Raw genomic sequence first — 24,890 nt, forward strand, 5'->3', positions numbered from 1 at the left:
TTAATGATCAGCTTCCTGCTCGACGTCGAGGACCTCGCGGACACCCGCTTCGCCATCTCCCCGCTGCGCGAGGTCATGGGCAGCCTGCGGGCCCTGCGCGCCCCCGCCCTCTTCCCCCTGCACACGGCGTGGCGCCGGTCCGTGCTCACCCGCCTCGACCCGGCCGACGCCCGGCTGCTCGCCGCACTGGTCGGCGAGAACCTCACCCTGCCCGACTTCCTGACGCCGAGACCGACGACCTTCGCGCCCACGATCGAGGACCAGCTCGCCGTCGTACGCGCGACGCCCGAAGACGTCGTACGACGGGATCTGCACGCGACCCACGCGCCGCGCCCGCTGCCCGCCGAACTACGGCCGCCCGTCGAGGAGTTACTGGAGGAGCTGGGCGAACTGCTGTTCCGGTACTGGAGGCTGGCGGTCCTGCCGGACTGGCCGCGGATGCGGCTCGTGCTGGAGGCCGACATCACCCACCGGGCACGGCAGTTGACGATGGGCGGGGCCCGGCTCCTCTTCTCCGACCTGCATCGCAACCTCACCTGGCGGGACGGCGAGCTGCGCGTCGCGCAGATGATCGGCCGACACCGGATCGACGGCTCGGGGCGGGGTCTGCGTCTGGTGCCGTCGCTCTTCGCGCACAAGCCCGCGCCGCCGGTCGGCGCCGGTGAGGCCCCGATGCTGGCCTATCCGAGCCGAGGCGCCGCGACCCTGTGGGAACCGGTCCCTGACCCCGACTCGTCGGCGCTCACCGCGCTGCTCGGCGCGCCCCGGAGCACGGTCCTGCGGCTGCTGGCCGAACCTTTGCCCACCGTGGAGCTCGCGCGCCGGCTCGGCGTGACGCCCAGCGCCGTCTCCCAGCACCTCCGGGTGCTGCACGCGACCGGGCTGGTCACCCGGGCCCGGGACGGGCGGCGCGTGCTGTACCGGCGCAGCGCGCTCGGCGACCGACTGGCCGCCGGCGCTTGACTTCGAGAGCGCTCCAGGATCTAGCGTCGTCCACGGACGGTGAAGGTCCGGGCGAACGGAGACGGGCATGCGGGTGGGCGTACACATCAACAAGTTCGACCACAGCGGGGGAGGACCCGCGCTCGGCGCCGAACTGGCCGCCGCGGGCGCCGCCGCCGAGGCGGCCGGGGTGAGCTGGCTGTCGGTCATGGACCACTACTTCCAGATGGAGTTCAACGGCGGCGCCGAGGACCCGATGCTGGAGGCCTACACGACCCTCGGCTACCTCGCCGGCCGGACCTCCACGCTCCGGCTCGGCGCACTGGTGACCGGCGTGACCTACCGCCACCCCGGACTCCTCGCCAAGATCGCGACCACCCTGGACGTGCTGTCCGGCGGACGCGCCACCCTCGGCATCGGGGCGGCCTGGTACGACCGCGAACACGCCGGGCTCGGCGTGCAGTTCCCGCCGCTGGCCGAGCGGTTCGAGCGGCTGGAGGAGACGCTGCGGATCTGTCTCCAGATGTGGGACCCGGAGAACAACGGCCCCTTCGCGGGCAAGCACTACCAACTCGCCGAGACCCTGTGCGTCCCGGCGCCGGTCAGCAGCCCGCACCCCGAGATCATGATCGGCGGCGGTGGCGAGAAGAAGACACTGCGCCTGGTCGCCCGCTACGGGGACGCCTGCAACCTCTTCGCGACCACGCCGGAGGAGGTCCGCCACAAGCTCGACGTGCTGCGCGGACACTGCGACACCGAGGGCCGCGACTACGACGCGATCCGCAAGACCGTCGCCTACGGAGGGGAGGCCGCCACCGACGGCGACCTCGACGCCTTCCTGAACGACGTCTCGGGGTACACGAAGCTCGGCATCGACACGCTGATCCTGTCGCCGCGCCTCGGCGAGACCGCGGCCTGGATGGAGCGCTTCGTCGCGCCGGTCGTGCCGCGGCTGGCCGAACTGGACTGAGTACGGGCCGGGTTCAGGCCGGTCGGCTGCGGGAGACGATCCGTGTCCCGCGGCCGTCGACCGTCCGGACCTGGAGCGAACCGCAGGCGCAACGGGTCCACAGCGTGCTGCCCGCGGCCGTGGCGTGCCGGGACACCACCCGGTAGGGCTCGGCGGCGTCGGGCCAGCCGCAGTGCGGGCAGACGGTACCCGTGGTGCTGGTCATGATTGACCTGCGCCGGCTCCGCGTCCTGCGGGCGGTCGCTCACTACGGCACGGTCACCGCCGCCGCCCACGCCCTCCACTTCACCCCGTCCGCCGCCTCCCAGCAGATCCACCAGCTCGCCCGCGACCTCGGCGTCGACCTGCTCGAACCACAGGGTCGAGGGGTACGGCTCACCCCGGCCGCCGAGAGCCTCCTCACGCACGCCGACGCCATCGCGGCCCGCTGGGAACTGGCCGAACTCGACCTGCGTGCCGACCACGGCGACCCCACCGGACCACTGCGCGTGACCGGTCTCGCGGTGGCGGTGTTGGTGCTGCTCGCGCCCATGGCGGCACGGCTGCAGCGGCGTCACCGGCGACTGTCGGTGCACATCCAGGAGACGGGCGTGCCGGAGAGCTTCGACCTGCTCTTCGCGGGAGAGACCGACCTGGCGATCGTGGAGGCCACCCCGCACAGCCCACCGCTCGGCGACGCCCGCTTCGACCAACAGCCGCTGCTGGACGACCCGTTCGACCTCGTCGTACCGGACGACCACCCGCTGGCCGGGCGGGCGCTGGTCGACCTCGCGGACGCGGCGCACGAGGAGTGGGTCGCCCCGATGCCGGAGAGTCCGTGCCGCACGCACATGATGTCCGCGTGCGGCAAGGCCGGCTTCAGCCCCGACGTCGTCCATCACGCGATCGACTGGAACGTCACGGCCCACCTGGTCGCCAACCGCCTCGGCGTCGCCCTGATCCCGCGGCTGGCCCACCTCACCCCGCACCTCCCGATCACCCGCGTGCGCTGCACGGGCAACCCGCACCGCAAGCTGCTCACCGTCACCCGCCGGGGCGGCCGGGAACGGCCCGCGGTCGCGGCGGCACTGGAGGAACTGCGGGAGCTGGCGCCGCACGCGGTGGCCTGACATACGGGAAGACCGCAGTGGCCGGGCATACGGAAAGGCCGGAGCCCCCTCGGCTCCGGCCCTCTCATGTTCGCGCCCGTCGGGCGTCAGGCGGCGACGGCCTCGCCGGCGTGGCCGTGCAGTCGGGCGACGACCTCGGTGACCTGCGCGGCGACCTCGGCGTCGTCGGCCGGGTGGGTCTCGGCGAAGCGGACCACGGAGCCGGGGATGGACAGCTTGACGTCATCGAGGACCTTGCCGCCGGCGATGCCCACGGCCTTGCGGGTCTCGTCCTGCGCCCACACGCCGCCGAACTGGCCGTAGGCGGTGCCGACCACGGCGACCGGCTTGCCGCCGAAGGCGCCGGCGCCGAACGGGCGGGACAGCCAGTCGATGGCGTTCTTCAGGACGGCCGGGATGGTGCCGTTGTACTCGGGGGAGAAGAGCAGGAAGGCGTCGGCGGCCTGCGCGGCCTCACGCAGCTTGGCGGCGGCGGCCGGGACGCTGCCCTCGACGTCGATGTCCTCGTTGTAGAAGGGGATCTCGGCCAGACCCTCGAACAGCTCCACGTCCGCGCCCTCCGGGGCGAGCTTGACGGCCGCCTCGGCGAGCTGGCGGTTGTGCGAACCGGCGCGAAGGCTGCCGACGAGCGCAAGGATGCGAACAGACATGTGAACTCCCAGGTGCTGAAACATTGCCGTTACGATCCGGACCGAGGTCCGTTTAAAGTTCTAGCACCCTAAGCGGACCGCGGTCCAGTTTTGTTCCCCATGCTTTACGCTGGCTTCATGTCCGCCACCCTGCCGCCCTTCCCGACGCAGCCCGAAGAGCCCGTCGGTGAGCCCGAGTTGCTCCAGCTGAGCTCCGTCGAGGACGAGCCCTGCCTGCGTGCCGACGCGGCGCGCAACCGGGCCCGGCTGCTGGACGCCGCCACCCGGCTGATCGCGGAGCACGGTGTGGCGGGGGTCACGATGGAGGCGGTGGCCGGGGCCGCACAGGTCGGCAAGGGGACCGTCTTCCGGCGCTTCGGCGATCGCACCGGGCTGCTGATGGCGCTGCTCGACCACTCGGCGAAGACGCTTCAGGCGGATTTCATGGGCGGCCCCCCGCCGCTGGGCCCCGGGGCGCCGCCGGTCGAGCGGCTGCGGGCGTTCGGCGTGGCGGTGCTCTACCGCCTGGTCGAGCAGCTGGACCTCCAGCTGGCCGCCCAGCCGGATCCCACCCGGCGGTTCGCCCACCCGTCCTACCGGGCGCTGCACACGCACGTCACGATCCTGCTGAGGCAGATCGTGCGGGACGCCGACTGCGAGCTCCTCGCGCAGACCCTGATGGGCTATCTCGACCCGGCGCTGATACATCACCTGGTACGGCAGTGCGAGATGCCGATGGACCGGCTCGAAACCGGCTGGGTCGACCTGGTCGCCCGCGTGACGGGCACCGAACCGCCCCGCTGAACCCCGCTCAGTCGTGGGCGGCGAACATCTCGACCAGGCCCAGCGGCGCGTCCGCACGGAACAGCAGCTCACCGCCACGGGCCGACTCCCGCGCCGCCTGCTCACTGCGCGGGAACAGCTTCTCCTCGTAGGCGGCCAGTGCGGCCTCGGTGTCACCGGGGTGTGTCGCCAGGGCCAGCCCCAGCTCGGCGCCGTCGAGCAGCGCGAGGTTGGCGCCCTCGCCGGCGAACGGGGACATCAGGTGCGCGGCGTCGCCGAGCAGCGTGACGCCCGGGATCCGTTCCCAGCGGTGCCCGACGGGCAGGGCGTGGATGCGCCGTGGCACCAGAGCGCCGTCGGCGTCCGCCACCAGCGCCCGCAGGCTCTTGTCCCAGCCGGCGAAGTGCTCCAGGACCCGCTCCTTGGCCGCCTCGGTGTCGGTGAAGTCGATGCAGTCGAGCCACTCCTCGGCGGCCTCCACAGCGGCGTAGACGTGCAGGCTGCCGTCGGTCTCCCGGTGGGCGAGGAAGCCCCGGCCCGCCCCGAGCGCGAACAGCATGCCGCCGCCCACCACCTCGGCGCTCACCGGATGCCGCAGGTCGGCGTCGCGCAGATCCGCCTCGACGAACGAGATCCCGGTGTACGAGGGCTGCGCGCCGGACACCAGAGACCGCACCCGGGACCAGGCGCCGTCCGCGCCGACCAGCAGGTCCGTGGTGAAGACGGCGCCGTCGGCGAGCGTCACCTCGTGTCGGCCGTCCTCCAGCGGCCGGGCGCCGGTGACCTTCGCGCCCCAGCGGACGGTGCCCTCCGGCAGTGAGTCGAGCAGCAGGTCGCGCAGGTCGCCACGGTCGATCTCGGGGCGGCCGCGTGCCGGGTCGTCGGCCTCCTCGCGACGGACGACCGCGTCCTTGTCCAGGATCCGCATGGCCTGTCCACCCTCGTGGACCAGGCCCCGGAACTCCTCGTACAGGCCCGCGGCGCGCAGCGCCGGCTGCCCGGAGTCGTCGTGGATGTCGAGCATGCCGCCCTGGGTACGGGCGGCGGGGGAGGCGTCCAGGTCGAAGACGGCCGCCTCGACGCCGTGCAGATGCAGCACACGGGCGAGGGTGAGGCCGCCGAGTCCGGCGCCGACGACGGCTATGGGGTGGTGCGTGGTCATGGCGTACTCCTGGAGGTGAGGTCAGTCGGATACGGCGGTCCGCTCGATGCCCGCGATCAGCGCCCGCAGCCCCCACGACAGGCGGGCCTCGGGGGCCCCCGCGAGCAGGGTGTCGCCGAGCGCGGCGATCCGCGGATGGGTGCGGTCCGAGATCGAGCGCAGGGCGCCGTGCAGCGCGTCCCAGTCCTCCTCGGAGGCCTCGGCGCTGTGCTCGGCCGCCGTCGCGGTGGCGTGCTGCAGCAGCAGGTCCACGCCCCACGCGGCCTGGGCCGGCGGGACCCCGCCCTCGTCGAGCAACGCGAGCAGCGTCTCGATCAGGTTCAGGTAGTGCGGGCCGCTCGGCCGGGCGGTGAGCGCGGAACGGGCCAGGCTCGGGTACTCGAAGAGCATCGCGGTGTACGCGGTCAGCACCCGCTCGAGCCGCTCCCGCCACGAGCCCTCCGCCGGGGCCGGCCCGACCGTCCCGAGCAGCTCGTCGAGGACGGCCGCGTGCAGCTCCGCGGTGTTGCGGACGTACACGTACAGCGAGGCCGGCCCGGTGTCGAGCTCCTGCGCCAGGCGCCGCATGGTCACCTTCTGCAGGCCCTCGGCACGCAGGATCGCGACCGCGGCGGCCACGATGCCCGCCCTGGTCAGAGCGGGTTTGGCCGGGCGCTCGCGGCGACTGCGGGAAGTCTCGGGGCGGTCTGTCATGCCTCCACGGTAACGAACATGTTCGTTGCGAACAAGTTTGGGACGAACATGTTCGCCAGATCCCGGGTGTGGCCTCGGCCACAGCTTCTGCAAAGATGCCGTACGTCATGGTGCAGATACCGAAAACGCCCCCGCACGCGTCCCCCGCACCGAGCCCGGTGCCGACGAGCGCCGATGTGGCCCGCCTGGCCGGCGTCTCGCGCGCGACCGTCTCCTACGTGCTGAACAACACCAGCGCCGTACGGATCAGCGAACCCACCCGCCGCCGTGTCCACGAGGCCGCGAAGGAACTCGGGTACGTGCCCCACGCGGCCGCCCGCAGCCTGCGCGCCGGACACAGCCGTATGGTCCTGATGCCCGCGCCGGACTTCCCCGTCGGCCCGCTCTACAGCCAGTTCATCAGCGAGCTGCAGTGGGCGCTCGGCCGCCTCGACTACACGGTCGTGCAGTACGGCTCGGTCGGTGTGCACGGCGACGAGGCCGCCCGCGCCTGGGCCGAACTGCGCCCGGTCGCCGTCCTGATACCCGGCGCCGGACTCGGCCCGCAGGGCGTGACCGTCCTCAAGCGCTCCGGCGCCCGGGCCGTCGTCACCCTCGGCCCCGAGATCGTCGACGGCGCCCACTCGCTCCTGATGGACCACGAGGCCGTCGGCCACTGCGCCGGCAGCCACCTCTTCGACCGCGGCCGGCGCCGCATCGGTGTCGTCATGCCCGCGGAGGCCGGTCTGGACGCCTTCGCCCAGCCCCGACTCGAAGGCGTCCGGCGCGCTCTGCACGGCACGGACGCGACCGCCACCGAGCTGCCCCTCGCCTACGAGGAGGAGGCCGCCGCCCGCCTCGCCGCCCGCTGGCGCGACCTCGACCTCGACGCCGTGTTCGCATACAACGACGAGTACGCGATGCTGGTGATGCGCGCCCTGAAGGACGAGGGCGTGCGCATCCCCGAGGACACGGCCGTCATCGGTGCCGACGACCTCATGCTCGGCCGGCTGCTCAGGCCCCGGCTGAGCACGGTCCACATCGAGCTGCCGTCCGGCCGCGACCTCGCCGAACTGGTCGACCGCGCGGTGCGCAACCCCGGCGCCGCGCCCGAGACGCACAAGGTGCTCGGAGCCTCGGTGGTCCACCGCGACTCCAGCTGAACCGTGGGGAGACGCCCATGCGCACGACGGTCGGCATCATCGGCGGCGGCCCGGCCGGGCTGCTCCTCGCCCGGCTGCTGCACCGCACGGGCGTCGACTGCGTCGTGCTTGAGGCCAGGAACCGCGAGTACGTCGAGCACCGGCAGCGCGCCGGAATGCTGGAGCAGGGCACGGTCGACGCGCTGCGCGAGGCCGGCGCCGCCGAGCGGCTGACCGCCGAGGGCCTGGTCCACCAGGGCATCGAGCTGCGCTTCGACCGGGAACGCCACCACATCGACTTCCCGACCCTCACCGGCGGCCGCACCGTCACCATCTACGCCCAGACCGAGATCGTGAAGGACCTCGTCGCGCTCCAACTGGCCGACGGGCCAACGCTGTTGTTCGAGGCCGAGGCCCTCGCCGTCGAGAAGCCGGAGAGCGAGTCACCGGTCGTGCGCTTCCTGCACGAGGGCCGCGAGCAGACGCTGAGCTGCGACTGGGTGGTCGGCGCCGACGGCTTCCACGGCATCTCCCGCGACACCTTCCCGGCCGCGGGCAGCCGCTCCTACGCCCACGACTACCCGTACTCCTGGCTCGGCATCCTGGCCGATGTCGCCCCCTCCTGCGAGGAGTTGATCTACGCGCGCGGCGAGCACGGCTTCGCCCTGCACAGCATGCGCTCCCCGCACGTCTCCCGCCTCTACCTCCAGGTCCCCAACGACACCGACCCCGACGACTGGCCCGACGACCGCATCTGGGACGAACTCGCCGCCCGCTTCGCGGTCGACGGCGACTGGACTCTCGAGCGAGGCCCGATCACCGCCAAGTCCGTGACACCGATGCGCAGTTACGTCCACGAGCCGATGCGGCACGGACGGCTGCTGCTCGCCGGGGACGCCGCCCACATCGTGCCGCCGACCGGCGCCAAGGGTCTCAACCTCGCCGTCTCCGACGTCCGGGTCCTCGCCCGCGCCTTCGCCGAACTGCACCGCACCGGATCCGAGCAACTCCTCGACGCCTACTCGGAGATGTGCCTCGGCCGGGTGTGGCAGGCCACGCGCTTCTCGTACGACATGACTAGGATGTTGCACGCTCAACCAAACGGGGATGCGTTCGAGAACCGGCTGCAGCTCGCGCGTCTGCGCCGCATCACCGCATCCCGCCACGCTGCGGCCGAACTGGCCGCAAATTACTCGGGACTTCCGCTCATGACCTGAGCCGAGGCCCGCCGGTGACGAAACGGAGAGCCGTCATGCCGTTGCTCGACCCGAAGACCTGGCAGTCCCGCCCCCTCTCGGGGCCGGAGTACGCCGTGACAGAGCCCGCCACCGGGGACACCCTCGCCACCGTCACCCTCGCCTCCGCCGAGGACGTCGGTACGGCCGCCGAGACCGCCCGCGCCGCCCAGACCGAGTGGGCCCGCGTCCCGCACTTCGTCCGCGCGGGCGTGCTGCGCAAGGCCGGCGATCTGTTCGCCGCGCACGCCGACGAGCTGCGCGAGTGGATCGTCCGGGAGTCCGGCTCCATAGCCGGCAAGGCGGACTTCGAGCTGCACGTGGCCGCCCAGGAGTGCTACGAGGCCGCCGCCCTCGCCTCCCGCCCGGCCGGGCAGATCCTGCCCAGCGAGGCGCCGAGGCTGTCGTACACCCGACGGGTCCCGGTCGGCGTGGTCGGCGTGATCTCGCCCTTCAACGCCCCGCTGATCCTCTCCATCCGCTCGGTCGCCCCGGCCCTCGCGCTCGGCAACGCCGTCGTCCTGAAGCCGGACCCGCGCACCGCGGTCTGCGGAGGCCTTTCCCTGGCCGCGATCTTCGCCGAGGCGGGCCTGCCCGAGGGGCTGCTGCACGTGCTGCCGGGCGGCCCGGACGTCGGCCAGGCGCTGGTCGCCGACCCGCGCGTGCCGGTCATCTCCTTCACCGGCTCCACCGCGGCCGGCCGCGCGGTCGGCGAGGCGGGCGGCCGCCATCTCAAGCGCGTGCACCTGGAACTGGGCGGCAACTCCGCCATGGTCGTCCTCGAGGACGCCGACATCGAAGCCGTGATCTCGACGGCCGCCTGGGGATCCTTCTTCCACCAGGGCCAGATCTGCATGACGACCGGCCGCCACCTGGTGCACGAGTCGCTGTACGAGCAGTACGTCGAGGCGCTCGCCGCCAAGGCCGACTCCCTCGCCGTCGGCGACCCGCACCGTGAGCAGGTCCACCTCGGCCCGATCATCGACGACGCCCAGCTCGCCAAGGTGCACGGCCTGGTCGAGGCGAGCACGTCACGCGGCGCCAAGCTGGCCGCGGGCGGCAGCCACGAGCGGCTCTTCTACCGGCCGACGGTCCTCGCCGGCGTCGACGACCAGAGTCCGGCGTACGCACAGGAGGTCTTCGGTCCGGTCGCGCCCGTGCGTTCCTTCGCCACCGCCGACGAGGCGGCCGCCCTGGCCTCGGCGGGGGAGTACGGCCTGTCCCTCGGCATCGTCACCCGGGACACGGCCCGCGGCCTCGACCTCGCCGAGCGCATTCCGACCGGCATCGTCCACATCAACGACCAGACGGTCAACGACGAGGCCGTGGCGCCCTTCGGCGGCATCGCCGCGTCCGGCACCGGCGCCCGCTTCGGCGGCGAGGCCAACCTGGAGGCCTTCACCGACGTGCGCTGGACGACGGTGCGGGGTGACGTGGCGCCGTACCCGTTCTAGAACCGGCTGTTACTGACCGTTCTGCTCGGCCTGGGCCTGCTGGGCCTCGACCGCCTTGCGGACCTCGTCCATGTCCAGCTTGCGCGCCTGTCCGATGACGTCCGTCAGGGCGGCCTCGGGCAGGGCGCCCGGCTGTGCGTACACGGCGACCTGGTCGCGCACGATCATCAGGGTCGGGATCGACTGGATGCCGAAGGCGGCGGCCAGCTCGGGCTGCGCCTCGGTGTCGATCTTGCCGAACACCAGGTCCGGGTTCTCCTCGGCCGCCTTCTCGTACACCGGCGCGAACTGACGGCACGGCCCGCACCAGGACGCCCAGAAGTCGATCAGGACGAATTCGTTGTCCGTGACCGTCTGGTCGAAGTTCTCCTTGGTGAGCTCCACGGTGCTGCTCATGACCTGAAATCCCTCTTCCTGCTGTCGGGGCGAAGCCGTCCGCACAACACGGCCGACCGGACACGTATTCCGCGCCCCTACCCGTGTGGCCCGAAGGCACACCACCCACCAGACTGACCCCATGACGGAAACGGAAACCATCGCGTACGACGTCGTGGTGCTCGGGGCCGGGCCCGTGGGGGAGAACGTAGCCGACCGCACCCGCGCGGCCGGCCTGTCCACCGCGGTCGTGGAGAGCGAGCTGGTCGGCGGCGAGTGCTCGTACTGGGCCTGCATCCCCAGCAAGGCCCTGCTGCGCCCGGTCATCGCCCGCGCCGACGCCCGCCGCGTGCCCGGCCTGCGCCAGTCGGTGCAGGGCCCGCTGGACGCCGAGGCGGTCCTCGCACACCGCAACTACTACACCTCCGACTGGCACGACGACGGCGCCGCGCAGTGGCTGGACAGCATCGGCGCCGACCTCCACCGCGGCCACGGCCGCCTCACCGGCACCCGTGAGGTGACCGTCACCGGCTCGGACGGCGGGCGGAAGGTGCTCACCGCCCGGCACGCCGTCGCCGTCTGCACCGGCACCGATGCCGTGCTGCCCGACCTGCCGGGCCTGGCCGAGGTCGAGCCGTGGACCAGCCGGAACGCGACGAGCGCGCAGCAGGTGCCCGGCCGGCTCGTCGTCGTCGGCGGGGGAGTGGTCGCCACCGAGATGGCCACCGCCTGGCAGGCCCTGGGCTCGAAGGTCACCCTCCTTGTCCGCGGCAAGGGCCTGCTCAACCGTATGGAGCCCTTCGCCGGGGAGTTCGTCGCCGAGGCCCTCACCGAGGCCGGTGCGGACGTCCGCACCGGCACGTCGGTGGAGTCGGTCACCCGCGAGAACGGCACGGTCGTGGTCGTCACCGACTCCGGCGACCGCATCGAGGCCGACGAGATCCTCTTCGCCACCGGCCGCAGGCCACGCACCGCCGACATCGGCCTGGACGCGGTCGGCCTCGAACCGGGCGGCTGGCTGCCGGTCGACGACAGCCTCCGGGTCACCGGCAGCGACTGGCTCTACGCGTGCGGCGACGTCAACCACCGCGCCCTCCTCACCCACCAGGGCAAGTACCAGGCACGCATCGCGGGCGCCGCCATCGCCGCCCGTGCCTCCGGCGTACCGATCCTGGAGTCCGACCCCTGGGGCGCCCACGCGGCCACCGCCGACCACCACGCCGTCCCCCAGGTCGTCTTCACCGACCCGGAGGCCGCGGCCGTCGGCCTCTCCCTCGCCGAGGCGGAACAGGCCGGCTACCGGGTCCGTGCCGTGGACGTCGAGATGTCCTCCGCGTCCGGCGCGGGCCTGTACGCCGACGGCTACCGCGGCCGCGCCCGCATGGTGGTCGACCTCAACGAGGAGATCCTCCGCGGAGTCACCTTCGTCGGCCCCGGCGTCGGCGAGCTGATCCACTCGGCCACGATCGCCGTCGCCGGTCAGGTCCCGATCGCCCGCCTGTGGCACGCGGTCCCGTCGTTCCCGACGATCAGCGAGGTGTGGCTGCGGCTGCTGGAGGCCTACCGGGACAACTGACGTACGGCTGAGGCCGGTTGACGGTTAGGGGCCGGTTGACGGGCGGGGCCGCCCAAGGGGTTACGGCAGCTCGAAGCCGAGCGCCTTCGCGGCCTCCTCCGGCGTCGCCTGCCCCCACCGCTCCGCCATCGCCTGGTTCGAGGACAGCGACCGCAGTTCCGCCCGGTCGAGGTAGAGCATCCCGTCGAGATGGTCCGTCTCGTGCTGCACGATCCGTGCGGGCCAGCCGTGGAACACCTCGTCGACCGCGCGGCCGTGCTCGTCCTCGCCCGTCAGCCGCACCTCCGTGGCCCGCGCCACCACCGCCTGCCAGCCCGGCACGCTCAGACAGCCCTCGAAGAAGGCGGCGCGGGCGGGACCGACGGGCTCGTACGAGGGGTTGACCAGGACCCGGAAGGGCTGCGGGACCCGGCCGCGGGCGAGCCGTACCTCGTCCGGGACCGGCGCCGGGTCCTCGATCACGGCGATGCGCAGAGGCACGCCGACCTGAGGTGCGGCGAGGCCCACGCCCGGTGCCGCGTGCATCGTGATGCGGAGCGCCTCCACGAAGCGCGCCAGCAGCGGGGCGTCCAGCTGGCCGTCGAAGCGCTCGGTGCCGCGGCGCAGGACCGGGTCGCCGGCCGCGACGATGGGCAGCGGGCCGTCCGTGGCGAGGAGTTCCTCGACCTGGTCGGCAAGGGAGGCGTGGTCACGGGGAGTTGCCATCGGGCCAGGATGCCACGGCGCCCGGAGACAGACGTCTCGGTGTGTGACGTACGCCACTCGCGCCTCCGGGAACTCGGTGCACTTCCGGTCCGACTACTGGACCGCTAGCACCACATGCCGCCCCCGTCCCCCGGAGATGCCCGCCGATGTCCACCGCTCCCTCGTCCACCAAGGACGAGGCTCCGAAATCCGAACCGCCGGTCCCCGCCCCGGCGCCGTCGCCCGGCCCGTGGGCCTCGCTGCGGCCGCTCGTTCTGCGGCTGCACTTCTACGCCGGTGTGTTCGTCGCCCCGTTTCTGCTGGTCGCCGCCGTCACCGGCTTCCTCTACGCCGGCGCGTTCCAGGCCGAGAAGCTCGTGTACGCCCACGAGATGACCGTCGCGAAGGTCGGCGACACCGAGCTGCCGATCTCCGAGCAGGTGGCCGCCGCCCGCAAGGCGCACCCCGAGGGCACCGTCTCCGCCGTCCGCCCGGCCCCGGCGGACGACGCCACCACCCGCGTGCTGCTGTCCGGCGTCAAGGGCGTGGACCCCGACCACACCCTCGCGGTCTTCGTCGACCCGTACACCGGCAAGGTACGCGGCGCCCTCGAACAGTACGGCTCCACCGGCGCGTTGCCGCTGCGCACCTGGATCGACGACTTCCACCGCGACCTGCACCTCGGCGACACCGGCCGGCTCTACAGCGAGCTCGCCGCGAGCTGGCTGTGGGTCATCGCGGGCGGCGGTCTGGTGCTGTGGTTCTCCCGCCGCCGCGCCCTGCGCAAGGTGCGCGGGACGAGCGGCCGTCGCCGCACGCTCGGCCTGCACGGCACCGTCGGCGTCTGGGCCGCCGCCGGTTTCGTCTTCCTGTCGGCGACCGGCCTGACCTGGTCGACCTACGCCGGCGCCAACATCGACACCCTCCGCACCTCGCTCGGCCAGGCCACCCCGTCCGTCTCCGCGGCGGCCGGCGGCGACCACGCGGGCCACGGCGCCGCCACCTCCTCCGGGAACGCCGAGCACGGTGTCGGCCTCGACAAGGTGCTCGCCGCGGCCCGCTCCGAGGGCCTCACCGACCCCGTGGAGATCGTGCCGCCCGCCGACGCCGAGTCCGCCTACGTCGTCAAGCAGGTCCAGCGCAGCTGGCCCGAGAAGCAGGACTCGGTCGCGGTCGACCCGGCCACCGGCGAGGTCACCGACACGCTGCGGTTCGCCGACTACCCGCTGCTGGCGAAGCTGACCCGCTGGGGCATCGACCTGCACACCGGCATCCTCTTCGGCCTGGTCAACCAGCTCGCCCTGATGGCGCTCGCGCTCTCCCTGATCCTGCTGATCGTCTGGGGCTACCGCATGTGGTGGCAGCGCGGTCGCGGTTCCTCCTTCGGCCGCCCGATCCCGCGCGGTGCCTGGCAGCAGGTGCCGCCCCAGATCCTGGTGCCGGGCGTCGCCGTGATCGCCGTCCTCGGCTACTTCGTCCCGCTGCTCGGCATCCCCCTGGCCGGCTTCCTGGTCGCGGACGTCGTGCTCGGCGAGATCGCGCACCGGCGACGGAAGGGCGCGGCTGAACCGGCCGCGAAGCAGCGCACCTCGCCGCGGGGATGACACGGCGGAACGGCCGGGCCCGGCTCCTGTGTGGAACCGGGCCCGGCCGTCCCGTCGTAACCCTGTCGCTCAGACCTGTTCGAAGTCGCCGGCCAACGCCGAGGCGATCCGCAGGTGGGAGTCCGCCTCCTCCTGTCGGCCCTGCCGCTCCAGGGTGCGGCCCAGCAGCAGGCGGGCGTAGTGCTCCACCGGGTCGCGTTCCACGAGGGTGAGCAACTCGGTCTCCGCGCGCCGCAGTTGGGCCGAGTGGTAGTAGGCGCGGGCCAGCAGCAGGCGCGGTCCGGTCTGCTCCGGCACCTCCTCGACCAGCCCGCCCAGCACGCGCGCCGCGGCGGCGTAGTCCTTGGCGGCGAAGAACAGCTGGGCGCGCTCCCAGCGCTCCGCCGGTGTTCCGTGGTCGTAGTACGTCGTGTCCACTGTCGACCTCCTTCGGCGTACTGCAACCAAGACAATTGGTTGAACATTCCACGAGTCGTGGGCTGCGGCTCAGACGGCCGTCCCGGCCAGTTCCGCGTTGGCCCGCTCGGTCACCAGGGCCAGGACGCGACCGGCGGCCATCAGGTCCTCCTCCGGGATGCCGCCCCAGACCCGCGCGGAGATCCGCGAGGACTCGGCGGTCACCCCGGCGTAGAACTCCCGGCCCGCGTCCGTGACGCGGATCCGTGACGACTCGGCGGCGAGCAGCCCCTTGGCGGTCAGCTCCTCGACGACCTGCTCGACCTCGTCCGCGTCGGCCTTGAGCGAGCCGACGACCTGCGCGACGAGCTCCGCACGCGCGAGGGGTGCCTCGGCCACGACGGCGAGCCGGAGGGTGATCTGCTGCTGGAAGGTGGCGCCGTGCCGGGCCAGGACGCTCTCCAGGGCGGCGCGGGCGGCGTAGTGGGCCAGGCCGAGGGCGCGGGCGTCGGCCTTGGGTGCGGTGGTCGTCATGACTGCTCCTTCTCGCTGTTTTCGGGCTCGATGGACGGATCAAGAGGTGCGTCGAGCAGGGTCGCCAGTTCGCCCGTGAACGCCCGTGCGCGCGGGCTGTCGAGACCGCCGAGGGGCGTGAGCAGCTGCTCAAGCAGTCCGTGCACGACCTTCACGGCGCGCCCGGTGACCTCGTGCCCCTGCTCGGTGAGGGCCAGCTGTACGGCCCGCGGGTCCCGGGGATCCCGGGCCCGCTCCAGCAGGCCGGACGACTCCAGGGCGCGGGCCAGCTTGGACACGTACAGCGGCTCCAGGCCGGTGTGGTCGGCGAGACGGCGCTGGCTGGGGCGCTCACCGCCGCGCTGCATGCCGTACAGCGAGGCCAGCAGCGAGTACTGCGCGTGGGTGAGCCCGAGCGGGGCCACCGCACGGTCGACCGCCACCCGCCACTTCATCGACAGACGCCACACGAGGAACCCGGGCGTCGCCATCTCGGAACCCTTGCTCATGGTGAATACAGTACATGGCTACTATGTACATGGCTACTATTTTTCGAACGGCATCGAGCCGGGCCGAGTGACAGCGCGGTGACGGACTGACGGGGCGGCCGCGGCGGGACTAGGTTGTGCGCCATGAGCAATCTTGATCGCGAGGCGGTCCCCGCCCTGTGCGGTGGCCGTGGCTTCGTGGTGGCGGAACCCGTACGCGAACTCCTCAGCCCGCGCCGCGTCAAGCTCGGCGAGTCGACCGAGGTCCGCCGGCTGCTGCCCAACCTGGGCCGCCGCATGGTCGGCGCCTGGTGCTTCGTCGATCACTACGGCCCCGACGACATCGCCGACGAGCCCGGCATGCAGGTCCCGCCGCACCCGCACATGGGCCTGCAGACGGTGAGCTGGCTGCACGAGGGCGAGGTCCTGCACCGCGACTCGACCGGCAGCCTCCAGACGATCCGCCCCCGCGAACTGGGCCTCATGACCTCGGGCCGCGCCATCAGCCACTCCGAGGAGAGCCCCCGTCCGCACGCCCGTCTCCTGCACGGCGCCCAGCTGTGGGTCGCCCTCCCCGACGGTCACCGCCACACCGACCCGCGCTTCGAACACCACGCCGAACTACCGGTCGTGACGGCCCCCGGCCTCGACGCCACGCTGATCCTGGGCGACCTGGACGGCGCGAGCTCGCCCGGCACGACGTACACCCCGATCGTCGGCGCCGACCTCGCGCTCACCCGCGGCGCGGAGGTACGCCTGCCGCTGGAACCGGACTTCGAGTACGCCGTCCTCTCCATGTCCGGCGAGGCCCACGTCGACGGCGTGCCCCTTCTCCCCGGCTCGATGCTCTACCTCGGCTGCGGTCGCGGCGAACTGCCGCTGCGCGCCGAGTCGGACGCCGGTCTGATGCTCCTCGGCGGCGAGCCGTTCGAGGAGGAACTGGTCATGTTCTGGAACTGGATCGGCCGCACCCAGGAGGAGATCGTCCAGGCCCGCGAGGACTGGATGACGGGTTCCCGCTTCGGTGAGGTGAAGGGGTACGACGGTGCTCCGCTGCCGGCTCCGGAACTGCCGCCGGTGCCGTTGAAGCCGCGGGGGAGGGCGCGTTGACCGGCGTTCCCGCCGAGGTTCCGGAGAAGGACCGGCAGGAGCGCATTCTGGATGCCGTGCTCAGCCTGCTCTCGCGGCACGGCATCTCCGGTGTGAGCATGCGTGCCGTCGGGTGAGGGAGACGGTCGCTGAGGCCTGGCCCGTGCTCACCGCTCTCGGCCTCGCGCGGACCGGTGCTCCGGAGGCGGGGATCGTCGTCTGCGAGGACCCGCGCGAGGCCGTGGAGGGGGCGGAGTTCGTCCAGGAGAGCGTTCCTGAACGGATCGCTTTGAAGCACCAGCTGTACCGACCATCGAGCCGGCCCTGGGGGAGGGAGACGGTGGTGGCCTCGTCCGCCTCCGGCCTGACCCTCGGTGAACTCCAGGCAGGGGGGCGGCGACCGGACCGTTTCGTGCTCGGACATCCGTTCAACCCACCCCATCTGATCCCTCTCGTCGAGGTGTTGGGCAACGAGCGCACCGGCCCGGGCGTCGTCGCCTGGACCCGCCGGTACTACGAGGCGGTCGGCAAGGTGACGATCGAGGTCAGGCGCGAGGTGCCCGGCCATGTCGCCAGCCGACTGCAGGCCGCTCTCTGGCGCGAGGCCATCCACCTCGTCGACGAAGGCGTCGCGACGGTGACCGACATCGACACGGCCGTCGCGTCCGGCCCGGGACTGCGGTGGACCGTCATGGGCCCGACGTCCTTGTTCCATCTGGGAGGCGACGGCGGCGGCCTCGCCGCCTTCTGTGAGCGCTACGGCGACAGCTTCAACCGCTGGTGGGACGACCTCGGCCGACCCCACCTCGACGACGCGACCGCGGCGCGCCTGGTAGAAGGTCTGTCGGTGGTCGCGGACCAGGACGACATCAGGACCCCGGCCGCCCGGCGGGACGCGCTCCTGACCGCGGTCGTCGCCGCCACGCACGGAACTGGACGCGGCAAAAGAGAGGAAACCGGGGCGTGAAGCCGGAGTTCGACATCGACCACACCTCGTTCGCGGTGCAAGACGCCATGGGCTGGGCGAGACGGCTGCGCCGGGAGCTCGGGGCAGTGCCCGTCTGCGGTGAAGTCCTCGCGGAATTCCGCTACTTGCTCCTGTACGTGGGGACAGCCGACGCAGGCGGCCGGCTGGAGCTGCTGGAACCCGTCGGCGCCGGGTTCCTCAGCCGCTTCCTCTCGGCTCGCGGCGAGGGCCCGCACCATCTCACCTTCACCGTGCCCGACCTCGCGACGGCCGTGCGCCAAGTCCGGTCCCTCGGACTGACCGTGGTGGGGGAGAGTTACGACCATCCGGCCTGGCGCGAGGCCTTCGTGCTGCCGGATGCCGTCCATCGCACGGTCATCCAACTCGCGCAGTCCGACAAGGCCTACCCCGATCCCCGCGAACTCGTCGAGAGCTCCGTCCGGGACCCCTCGGCCATGCCGGACGTGGCCGGAGCGACGGAGCCACTGTGGTGGACGCCCCTCTGGGACACGGCAGTCGAGGTGAGCCCCGCGAGCTTGGGACCGACACACCTCGGCTCCGGCGACCCGGCTCTCTCGCGCCGCCTGTTCGAGGACGTCCTCGGCGCGCAGGTGAGCGAGCGGGACGGTTCGATGGAGTACACCTGGCCGAGCGGCTCGATCCGCGTGCACGGCGGAGGCGCTCCGGGGATCACCGGGATCACCGGGATCAGCCTCTACGGAGGGCCCGCCGAAGGTGTGGCAATCGGCTCCTGTCGTCTGGCGGGCAAGTGACCGGCGCCGAGCGCCACTTGGCCGGTTGCGGCCGCAGTCCGACGACCAGACCCGCGATGACCACGACGATGCCCAGCCAGACCGACGGCCCTGGCACGCCGGCGCCCGACACGGTGCCGACGACCGCCGCGGCCAGGGGCGCGATGCCGGTGAGCAGCCCGGCCCGGCCGGCCCCCACGGAACGTACCGTCGAATACCAGAGAACGAAGGCGACGGCCGTCACCATCAACGCGAGGTAGCCGACGGCGGCCCACTGGGCCGTGGTCAACTCCCGTGCGGCAGAGGGCCCTTCACCGGTCGCACCGAGGACGGCAAGCAGCACTCCGCCCAGCCAGGTTGCGTGCACGGACACTCCCCACGGCCCGTGCCGCCCCAGCACCGGCACCGCGAGGAGCGTGAACGCGGCCTCGCACCCCAGGGCCAGCCCCGCCCAGGCCACCCCGACCGCGTCGGTGCGACCCGTCCCCTCCACCAGCACTGCGCCGGCCATGACGACGGGCGCGGCCAGCAGGACCTGCCGGCTCGGCCCGCGCCGCTCGAGGAGCGGGCCCACCACCCCGAGAACCAGCGGTACGCACGCCACCGCGACGGCGATCACCGCGGGTTCGGCGTGGGCGACGCCGCGGACCACGGCCACGTTGAACAGCACCAGGCCGGTGACGGCGAGCCCGGTCAGCCACAGCCACTCCCGGCCGCGCGGCCACACCAGGCGCGCACCGGCGAGGCGGGCGATGACCATGAGGATCGCGGTCGCGGCCACGTACCGCACGGCCTGGCTGGTGAAGAGCGGGGCGTCGACGAGCGTGTGCGAGACGGTGACGCTGCTGCCGACCAGCACCATCCCGACCATGCCGGGCACGAGCTGGACGAACGAAGCGGAAGGTGTGTCCATGCCGTCCACCCTGCCCGCACAATGGATGTCATGGGCAGGTCCACGAAGACACCGGTCGAGGGGTCCAAAACGGCGGGTTCGGCGGACGGCACCTCGGCCGTCGGCTCGGACTTCCTCCAGCTGGACATCGGTCAGGCGCCCGTCGGCGGGCGTACCGCTTGGCTCGCCGAGCGGCTGCGTTCGGCCATCGCCGACGGCCGGTTGCCGGTCGGGACACGGCTGCCCGCCAGCCGCGTACTGGCCGAGGAGCTACAGGTCACCAGGGGTGTGGTCACCGAGGCGTACCGGCGGCTCGGCGAGTCGGGTCAGATCGCCGGTCGCGGCCGACTCGGCACGGTGGTCGTGGCGGCGCCCGCCGCACCCCGCGACCGCGCCCCCGGGACGCTGCGCGACAACGCCGTCGGAGTTCCGGGCCATGCCCTCGGAGTTCCGGGCCACGCACCTGGCACTCCGGGCCCAGCCTCCGGCACCTCGGGCCCAGCCCTCGGCATCCCGGGTCCCGCCCTCGGCCCGATGGGCCCCGGCCATGGACCCGCGTTCTTCGGCTCCGCCGACCGCGAGGGCGTCATCGACACCCTCCGGTCCCTGCCCTGCCGCATCGATCTCTCCCCCGGCGTCCCCGACCTCGCCGCCTTCCCCCGCACCGGCTGGCTGCGCGCCGAACGCGCGGTCCTCTCGGGCGTCACCCCGGCCGACTTCGGCTACGGCGATCCCCGTGGCGCCCCCGCCCTCCGCCGGGCCGTCGTCGGCTGGCTGGCCCGCAACCGCGGTATCCGCGCCGACCCGGACGAGGTGGTGGTGGTCGCCGGCGTGGCCCAGGCGCTCGCCCTGCTCGGGCAACTGTTGCGCGCGGAGGGGATCCGCCGTATCGCCGTCGAGGACCCCGGATCGCTGGGGGCGCGCCAGCAGTTGGAGTACGGCGGCCACACGATCGTTCCCGTCCCGGTGGACGCGGGCGGCCTGGACGTCGAGGCGCTGCGTGCGAGCGGCGCCCGGGCGGTGCTGACGACGCCGGCCCACCAGTTCCCCACCGGTGTGGTCCTGGACGGGGAGCGCCGGCGTGACCTGCTGAGCTGGGCGGCCGAGGGCGGGGTGGTCATCGAGGACGACTACGACGCCGAGCATCGCTACGACCGGCCGCCGGTGCCGGCGCTGCGCTCGCTGATGCCCGAGGGGGTCTGTTACGCGGGCAGCGTCTCCAAACTGCTCGCGCCCGCGCTCCGGGTGGGCTGGCTCCTCGTACCGCCGGACCGGCTGGACGCCGTCGTGGCGGCGAAACGCTACGCCGACCTCGGCAACGGCATCCTCACCCAGCTGGTCCTGGCCCGGCTGATGGACTCCGGGGATCTGGAACGGCATCTGCGCCACGTCCGGCTCCGCCACCGTCGGCGCCGGGACGTGATGCTGCGGGCGATCGAGCGGGGCCTGCCCGGCGCGCGTGTACACGGAGCCGCCGCGGGCCTGCACCTCATGCTCACCTTCGACGACCGGGGGAGCGGTTTCCACGACACCGACCTGGCCGCGGAGGCTCTCGCCCGGGGCGTCAAGGTGCACCCCCTGTCCTGGCACCGTCTCGGCGCCGGCCCGCCAGGCCTCGTCCTCGGCTATGCGGCGGGCCCCGCCCACGAGATCGACGAGGGCATCGCCCTGGTCGGCGAGGCCCTGGTCCGGGCAGCGGCCTCGTCGGCCGACCGGTTGGACGCGGGCACGGCTCGTGGCATGTTCGAAGACATGGCACCGGATCCCTCGCCGACCGACGCCGCCGGTCCCGGTCCCGGGTCGCCCGACCCCTTCAAGGAGCAGCCATGACCACACCACTGGCCGACCAGCGGATCCTGAACCGCGTCACCGACAAGCAGCAGCTCGGACCCGACGCGCAGGTCGACGACAAGGCGCTGGTCTTCGTGCCGACCGACCCGGCGCTGACCGACCCCTTTCTCGTCCTGGTCGAGGACTGGTTCTCGACGCCCGGCTTCGAATGGCACCCCCACCGCGGCCTGGAGACCGTCACCACCGTGATCGACGGTGTCCTCGAACACGGCGACAACCTCGGCCATGCCGGGGCCCTGGAGCCCGGTGAGGTGCAGTGGATGACAGCCGGGCACGGGATCGTCCACCGCGAGCTCGCCTACCGCGACGAGCACGCGCACGTACTCCAGATGTGGCTCAACCTGCCCGCCGCGAAGAAGCTGACGCCCTCCCGCTACCAGGACCTCACCAACGCGGCCATGCCCCGCTTGCAGGCACCCGGCGTGCGCATCGACGTCCACGCCGGCACCGTCGACGGCGTCACCGGCGCCGCCGACACCCACCACCCGGTACAGGGCCTGGTCGCCACCCTCGACCCCGGTTCCTCGTACGACCTCCAGGTCCCCGCCGAACACCGCCTGTTCGCCTACGTGATGAACGGTCGACTGCTGGTCGGCGGCCGTGAACTGCGGGCCGGCCGGACCGGCTGGTCGGACCCCGTCGCCGGCCCGGAGAACACCACCTTGCAACTCGCCGCCGTCGATCCCGACGAGTCCGCCCGCGTCATGGTCTACAGCGGCGAGCCCTTGCGCGAACCCGTCGCTCTGGGCGGCCCGTTCGTCATGAACACCGAGGTGGAGATCACCAAGGCGTTCAACGACTTCCGGTCCGGGGCGTTCGGCCCGGTACCGCGCCTGGCCCGTCTCGCGTACGACCGCTGAGGGTGCCGCTCGGCTACCCTGACCCCGGAGGTGGCCAAGTGGCGGAAAATGCTGGGGAGTTGGGGGAGTCGCCCGAATCCACGACCGTCGTGGTGATCGGCGCGGGCCCGGCCGGGCTCACCGTCGCCAACCTGCTGCGGCGCAGCGGGGTCGACTGTGTCGTGCTGGAGCGTCAGTCGCGCGAGTACGTGACGCAGCGCCAGCGGGCCGGCATCGTCGAGACCCGTGCCGTGCGGATGTTCGACTCCTGGGGGCTGGCCGACCGCGTCCTCGGCGGTCCGCCGCACGGCGGGATCCTGGAGGTCCGGGTGGACGGCGAGAGCCACCTGGTCTCCGACAGCGACGGTTCCGAGGGACCCGGGGCCCGCCTCTGTCCTCAGCAGGTGCTGGTCCAGAAGCTCACCGAGACGTACCTCGCGGACGGCGGCGACCTGCGCTTCGAGGCACTCGACGTCTCCCTGCACGACCTGACCGGCGACCGCCCCACCGTCCGCTACCGCACCGCCGACGGCACCCGCCACGCCCTCGCCTGCACTTTCGTCGCCGGTTGCGACGGTGACCACGGCGTCAGCCGCACCGCCGTACCCGAAGGCGCCCTCACCGCGCACGCCTTCGACCACGGGATCGGCTGGCTCACCGTCCTGGCCGACGCCCCGCCCCCGGCGTATCCGCTCCTGGCCGTCAGCGCGCACGGCTTCGCCGCCCACTTCCCGCGCGGCCCGCACAGCAGCCGCTACTACCTCCAGTGCCCGCCCGACGACCACCCCGACGCCTGGCAGGACGCCCGCGTGTGGGACGCCCTGCGCGGACGCCTCGGCGACCCCGCCCTCGCCGACGGGCCGATCACCGACCGCGAGATCTTCCGACTCCGCAGCCTCGTCCACGACCCCATGCAGTACGGCCGTCTGTTCCTGGTCGGGGACTCCGCCCACATCGTGTCCCCCATGGGCGGCAAGGGCATGAACCTGGCCCTCTACGACGCCGACCTCTTCGCCCGGGCCGTCCGGGACTTCGTCCGCGACCAGGACGGGACCGGTCTGCGCGAGTATTCGCGGCGCTGCCTGCGGCGGGTCTGGAACGACCAGGAGTTCTCCCACTGGCTGACCCGGACCGTCCACGACGCCGGCGACGACACCCGCTCCGGTCCTTTCCTCCGCAGCCTGGCGCGCGCCCGTCTCGACCGGCTGTTCACGTCCACGGCCGCCGCGGGCGCTTTCGCGGAACTCATGACCGGGCTGGATCCCGAGCCCGATTCCGTCAGCCCCTGATATCAGCCGGCGTGCATTCCGCGGCCGTTGACGATCTTCGCCGGACCCATTGTCAGTGGCGCGTCCTACTCTCGCCATATGACCTACAGCGTCTGGCACAGGGGCCTCGGAATCACGCTCGACCTGACCGAGGCTGATCTCGGCCACCCCGAATACCCGCGGCTGCTCGACGAGATCTACGGCAATTACCAGCCGGATCTTCTGTACTGCCTGGAAGCCCATGAGGCCGAAGGCTTCATCTGCCCCGGCTTCATGGCGATCCGCAAGGTCAACGGCCGTCCGCACGCGATGCATGTGGCAAAAGGGGAGCGCCCCGAAACGCAGGCCGAAACCGATCTCCACAAGGCGCTCGGCGAATACACGGCCAAGGTCGCCACGGGCGAGGGATTCCGGGTGAGCCGGTCCGAGGGCGGAGAGTCCGGAAAGGGCCGCGTCGATGTGACGGTGGAGGGTGCGGACGATCGCCGGCTCGCCTACGAAATCCAACTCGCCGCGATAGCGGGCGGTTCCGTCGACGAGCGCACCCGCCTCGCCCGCCGGGCCGGGCTCACTCCGCTGTGGCTCGTCAACAACGAGAACGCGATTCCCATAGACCGAGCCCCCTGGGCCCGGCTGAACGTACAGAGCTGGCGGGACGTCACAGACCGCACGGCCCTCCCGGTACGCGGCGGGGTCAAACAGCTCAACATGTCCCGCTGCGACTGGAGCAACCCCGTGCCCTGCCCGCAGCAGGGCGCGGGCCGCTGCGGCGGCAGGCACGCGCTCTGGGAGCCCGTACGCGGTCTCTACTACGACGACGTCATCCGGAGCACGGCTAGTGGCCAACTCGTCTCGCTGTACCTGCCGCATCCGGCGGGCCGCCGCGGCTGGCACATGTGGGTCACGCCGACGGACAAGGAGGAGTTCCTCGAAGGGCGCCCCGAGCCTCTGCCCGGTGTGCCGGCGCAGCGCCGTGCGAGCGGGACGGATGTCCGGCCGGAAGTGTGGGAGACGGGCCGCGACGGCGTGCGGCCGGGTGCCGCCGCCGAGCTCGCCCGGGCGCGGGACGACGGACTGCCCATCGATGCCTCGCTGTGGCACACCGAGCCCGGGGCGTCCGAGTTCTCCCGGCCCTTCACCGTCGGCGAGTTCGTCATACCCGGCGACCTCGTCGCCGCCCGGCGGACCTTCACCAGGGCGCTGGAGCACTGCGCCGACATCGTCTCGCACCTGCCCAGCGGAGCCGATATCGCGGCGGGCCGTGCCGAGATCACCGGCGAGCAGCGGGAGCGCCTGGCGGACGCGCGCGGGCGCTGCCGGCGGCTCGCCGAGGAGATGCACGCCCATCCCTGGTGGGGGACCGTCGGCAACCGTCCCGCCGCACGCGAGGCGCTGACCTACGCGGCGACCCACGACACGATGACCTAGATCCCGGACTCCGAGTCCAGGTTCGGTTCTTGGTTCCCCGCACGAGCGGCCCTTGGCCGTCTGGACTTCC

General features: G+C 72.5%; 26 protein-coding genes. 16 read left to right on the forward strand and 10 right to left on the reverse strand.

What is annotated here, in order from left to right; genetic code table 11:
• Positions 1-3 precede the first annotated feature (3 nt).
• Together ACQEWB_RS46020 and ACQEWB_RS46025 are read left to right on the forward strand one after the other, a co-directional pair.
• Entirely contained in the window at positions 4-963 is a 960-nt protein-coding gene (locus ACQEWB_RS46020; RefSeq protein ID WP_432842268.1) for an ArsR/SmtB family transcription factor, read from the forward strand.
• 67 nt (positions 964-1,030) lie between these two features.
• Positions 1,031-1,912, forward strand: coding sequence for an LLM class F420-dependent oxidoreductase (locus tag ACQEWB_RS46025; RefSeq protein ID WP_432842270.1), 882 nt, complete (start codon positions 1,031-1,033; stop codon positions 1,910-1,912).
• Between the two features lie 13 nt (positions 1,913-1,925).
• On the opposite strand, the gene ACQEWB_RS46030 is transcribed toward ACQEWB_RS46025, so the two are convergent.
• Positions 1,926-2,117 carry a hypothetical protein gene (locus ACQEWB_RS46030; RefSeq protein WP_432842272.1) on the reverse strand — a complete coding sequence of 64 codons (192 nt, stop codon included), beginning with the start codon at positions 2,115-2,117 and terminating at the stop codon, positions 1,926-1,928.
• On the opposite strand from ACQEWB_RS46030, the gene ACQEWB_RS46035 reads away from it, so the two are divergent.
• Positions 2,116-3,021, forward strand: coding sequence for a LysR family transcriptional regulator (locus ACQEWB_RS46035; protein WP_432842274.1), 906 nt, complete (start codon positions 2,116-2,118; stop codon positions 3,019-3,021). The two genes, ACQEWB_RS46030 and ACQEWB_RS46035, sit on opposite strands and share 2 nt — an antisense overlap.
• Positions 3,022-3,107: 86 nt before the next feature.
• On the opposite strand, the gene ACQEWB_RS46040 is transcribed toward ACQEWB_RS46035, so the two are convergent.
• The gene (locus ACQEWB_RS46040) at positions 3,108-3,671 is read right to left on the reverse strand and encodes an NAD(P)H-dependent oxidoreductase (RefSeq protein ID WP_432842276.1); all 564 of its coding nucleotides are present in this window, start codon (positions 3,669-3,671) and stop codon (positions 3,108-3,110) included.
• Between the two features lie 99 nt (positions 3,672-3,770).
• On the opposite strand from ACQEWB_RS46040, the gene ACQEWB_RS46045 reads away from it, so the two are divergent.
• Positions 3,771-4,454: a TetR/AcrR family transcriptional regulator gene (locus ACQEWB_RS46045; RefSeq protein ID WP_432842278.1), complete on the forward strand. Its 684-nt coding sequence runs from the start codon at positions 3,771-3,773 to the stop codon at positions 4,452-4,454.
• 7 nt (positions 4,455-4,461) lie between these two features.
• Here ACQEWB_RS46045 and ACQEWB_RS46050 read toward each other — a convergent pair whose 3' ends face one another.
• Positions 4,462-5,595, reverse strand: coding sequence for an FAD-dependent oxidoreductase (locus ACQEWB_RS46050; RefSeq protein ID WP_432842280.1), 1,134 nt, complete (start codon positions 5,593-5,595; stop codon positions 4,462-4,464).
• A gap of 21 nt (positions 5,596-5,616) precedes the next feature.
• Positions 5,617-6,288, reverse strand: coding sequence for a TetR/AcrR family transcriptional regulator C-terminal domain-containing protein (locus tag ACQEWB_RS46055; protein WP_432842282.1), 672 nt, complete (start codon positions 6,286-6,288; stop codon positions 5,617-5,619).
• Positions 6,289-6,383: 95 nt separating this feature from the next.
• Between ACQEWB_RS46055 and ACQEWB_RS46060 the strand changes: the two genes are divergently transcribed.
• The 3 genes from ACQEWB_RS46060 to ACQEWB_RS46070 are packed head-to-tail and all read left to right on the forward strand — an operon-like array spanning position 6,384 to position 10,098.
• Positions 6,384-7,430, forward strand: coding sequence for a LacI family DNA-binding transcriptional regulator (locus tag ACQEWB_RS46060; RefSeq protein ID WP_432842284.1), 1,047 nt, complete (start codon positions 6,384-6,386; stop codon positions 7,428-7,430).
• A gap of 17 nt (positions 7,431-7,447) precedes the next feature.
• Positions 7,448-8,626: a 4-hydroxybenzoate 3-monooxygenase gene (locus tag ACQEWB_RS46065; RefSeq protein ID WP_432842286.1), complete on the forward strand. Its 1,179-nt coding sequence runs from the start codon at positions 7,448-7,450 to the stop codon at positions 8,624-8,626.
• 35 nt (positions 8,627-8,661) lie between these two features.
• On the forward strand, positions 8,662-10,098 hold the full coding sequence (locus tag ACQEWB_RS46070; protein WP_432842288.1) for a benzaldehyde dehydrogenase: 1,437 nt from the start codon (positions 8,662-8,664) through the stop codon (positions 10,096-10,098).
• Positions 10,099-10,107: 9 nt separating this feature from the next.
• Here ACQEWB_RS46070 and trxA read toward each other — a convergent pair whose 3' ends face one another.
• On the reverse strand, positions 10,108-10,494 hold the full coding sequence (gene trxA / locus ACQEWB_RS46075; protein WP_432842290.1) for a thioredoxin: 387 nt from the start codon (positions 10,492-10,494) through the stop codon (positions 10,108-10,110).
• 121 nt (positions 10,495-10,615) lie between these two features.
• Here trxA and ACQEWB_RS46080 point away from each other — a divergent pair, with 121 nt between their 5' ends.
• Positions 10,616-12,049 carry a dihydrolipoyl dehydrogenase family protein gene (locus ACQEWB_RS46080; RefSeq protein WP_432842292.1) on the forward strand — a complete coding sequence of 478 codons (1,434 nt, stop codon included), beginning with the start codon at positions 10,616-10,618 and terminating at the stop codon, positions 12,047-12,049.
• A gap of 60 nt (positions 12,050-12,109) precedes the next feature.
• Here the strand turns inward: ACQEWB_RS46080 and ACQEWB_RS46085 are convergent, their stop codons facing one another.
• Positions 12,110-12,754, reverse strand: coding sequence for a peptide deformylase (locus tag ACQEWB_RS46085; RefSeq protein WP_432842294.1), 645 nt, complete (start codon positions 12,752-12,754; stop codon positions 12,110-12,112).
• Positions 12,755-12,900: 146 nt separating this feature from the next.
• Here ACQEWB_RS46085 and ACQEWB_RS46090 point away from each other — a divergent pair, with 146 nt between their 5' ends.
• Positions 12,901-14,337: a PepSY-associated TM helix domain-containing protein gene (locus tag ACQEWB_RS46090; RefSeq protein ID WP_432842296.1), complete on the forward strand. Its 1,437-nt coding sequence runs from the start codon at positions 12,901-12,903 to the stop codon at positions 14,335-14,337.
• A 69-nt stretch (positions 14,338-14,406) separates the two neighbouring features.
• Here the strand turns inward: ACQEWB_RS46090 and ACQEWB_RS46095 are convergent, their stop codons facing one another.
• The 3 genes from ACQEWB_RS46095 to ACQEWB_RS46105 form a co-directional block, all read right to left on the reverse strand.
• Entirely contained in the window at positions 14,407-14,754 is a 348-nt protein-coding gene (locus tag ACQEWB_RS46095) for a tetratricopeptide repeat protein (RefSeq protein ID WP_432842298.1), read from the reverse strand.
• A gap of 69 nt (positions 14,755-14,823) precedes the next feature.
• Positions 14,824-15,267 (reverse strand): MarR family transcriptional regulator, encoded by a 444-nt coding sequence (locus tag ACQEWB_RS46100; RefSeq protein ID WP_432842300.1) that lies wholly within the window; start codon positions 15,265-15,267, stop codon positions 14,824-14,826.
• Entirely contained in the window at positions 15,264-15,755 is a 492-nt protein-coding gene (locus tag ACQEWB_RS46105; RefSeq protein ID WP_432842302.1) for a MarR family winged helix-turn-helix transcriptional regulator, read from the reverse strand. The genes ACQEWB_RS46100 and ACQEWB_RS46105 overlap by 4 nt, the downstream gene beginning before the upstream one ends.
• Positions 15,756-15,878: 123 nt before the next feature.
• Here ACQEWB_RS46105 and ACQEWB_RS46110 point away from each other — a divergent pair, with 123 nt between their 5' ends.
• The 3 genes from ACQEWB_RS46110 to ACQEWB_RS46120 all read left to right on the forward strand — a co-directional run bounded on the left by ACQEWB_RS46110 (position 15,879) and on the right by ACQEWB_RS46120 (position 18,563).
• A complete protein-coding gene (locus tag ACQEWB_RS46110) occupies positions 15,879-16,844 on the forward strand; it encodes a pirin family protein (RefSeq protein WP_432842304.1) in 966 nt (321 codons plus the stop codon).
• A gap of 142 nt (positions 16,845-16,986) precedes the next feature.
• Positions 16,987-17,790, forward strand: a complete 804-nt coding sequence (locus tag ACQEWB_RS46115) for a 3-hydroxyacyl-CoA dehydrogenase NAD-binding domain-containing protein (RefSeq protein ID WP_432842306.1) — start codon at positions 16,987-16,989, stop codon at positions 17,788-17,790.
• A complete protein-coding gene (locus ACQEWB_RS46120) occupies positions 17,787-18,563 on the forward strand; it encodes a VOC family protein (protein WP_432842308.1) in 777 nt (258 codons plus the stop codon). The genes ACQEWB_RS46115 and ACQEWB_RS46120 overlap by 4 nt, the downstream gene beginning before the upstream one ends.
• On the opposite strand, the gene ACQEWB_RS46125 is transcribed toward ACQEWB_RS46120, so the two are convergent.
• Positions 18,499-19,455: a DMT family transporter gene (locus tag ACQEWB_RS46125; protein ID WP_432842310.1), complete on the reverse strand. Its 957-nt coding sequence runs from the start codon at positions 19,453-19,455 to the stop codon at positions 18,499-18,501. The genes ACQEWB_RS46120 and ACQEWB_RS46125 overlap by 65 nt on opposite strands.
• A 30-nt stretch (positions 19,456-19,485) precedes the next feature.
• Between ACQEWB_RS46125 and ACQEWB_RS46130 the strand changes: the two genes are divergently transcribed.
• The 4 genes from ACQEWB_RS46130 (at position 19,486) to ACQEWB_RS46145 (ending at position 24,820) form a co-directional block, all read left to right on the forward strand.
• Positions 19,486-21,264, forward strand: coding sequence for a PLP-dependent aminotransferase family protein (locus ACQEWB_RS46130; protein ID WP_432842312.1), 1,779 nt, complete (start codon positions 19,486-19,488; stop codon positions 21,262-21,264).
• Entirely contained in the window at positions 21,261-22,145 is an 885-nt protein-coding gene (locus ACQEWB_RS46135; RefSeq protein WP_432842314.1) for a pirin family protein, read from the forward strand. The genes ACQEWB_RS46130 and ACQEWB_RS46135 overlap by 4 nt, the downstream gene beginning before the upstream one ends.
• Positions 22,146-22,183: 38 nt before the next feature.
• The gene (locus ACQEWB_RS46140) at positions 22,184-23,413 is read left to right on the forward strand and encodes a 4-hydroxybenzoate 3-monooxygenase (RefSeq protein WP_432842316.1); all 1,230 of its coding nucleotides are present in this window, start codon (positions 22,184-22,186) and stop codon (positions 23,411-23,413) included.
• 78 nt (positions 23,414-23,491) lie between these two features.
• Positions 23,492-24,820 (forward strand): hypothetical protein, encoded by a 1,329-nt coding sequence (locus ACQEWB_RS46145; protein WP_432842318.1) that lies wholly within the window; start codon positions 23,492-23,494, stop codon positions 24,818-24,820.
• Positions 24,821-24,890: the final 70 nt, after the last annotated feature.

The sequence above is a fragment of the Streptomyces sp. CA-249302 genome (assembly GCF_050936785.1).
GTDB lineage: Bacteria > Actinomycetota > Actinomycetes > Streptomycetales > Streptomycetaceae > Streptomyces.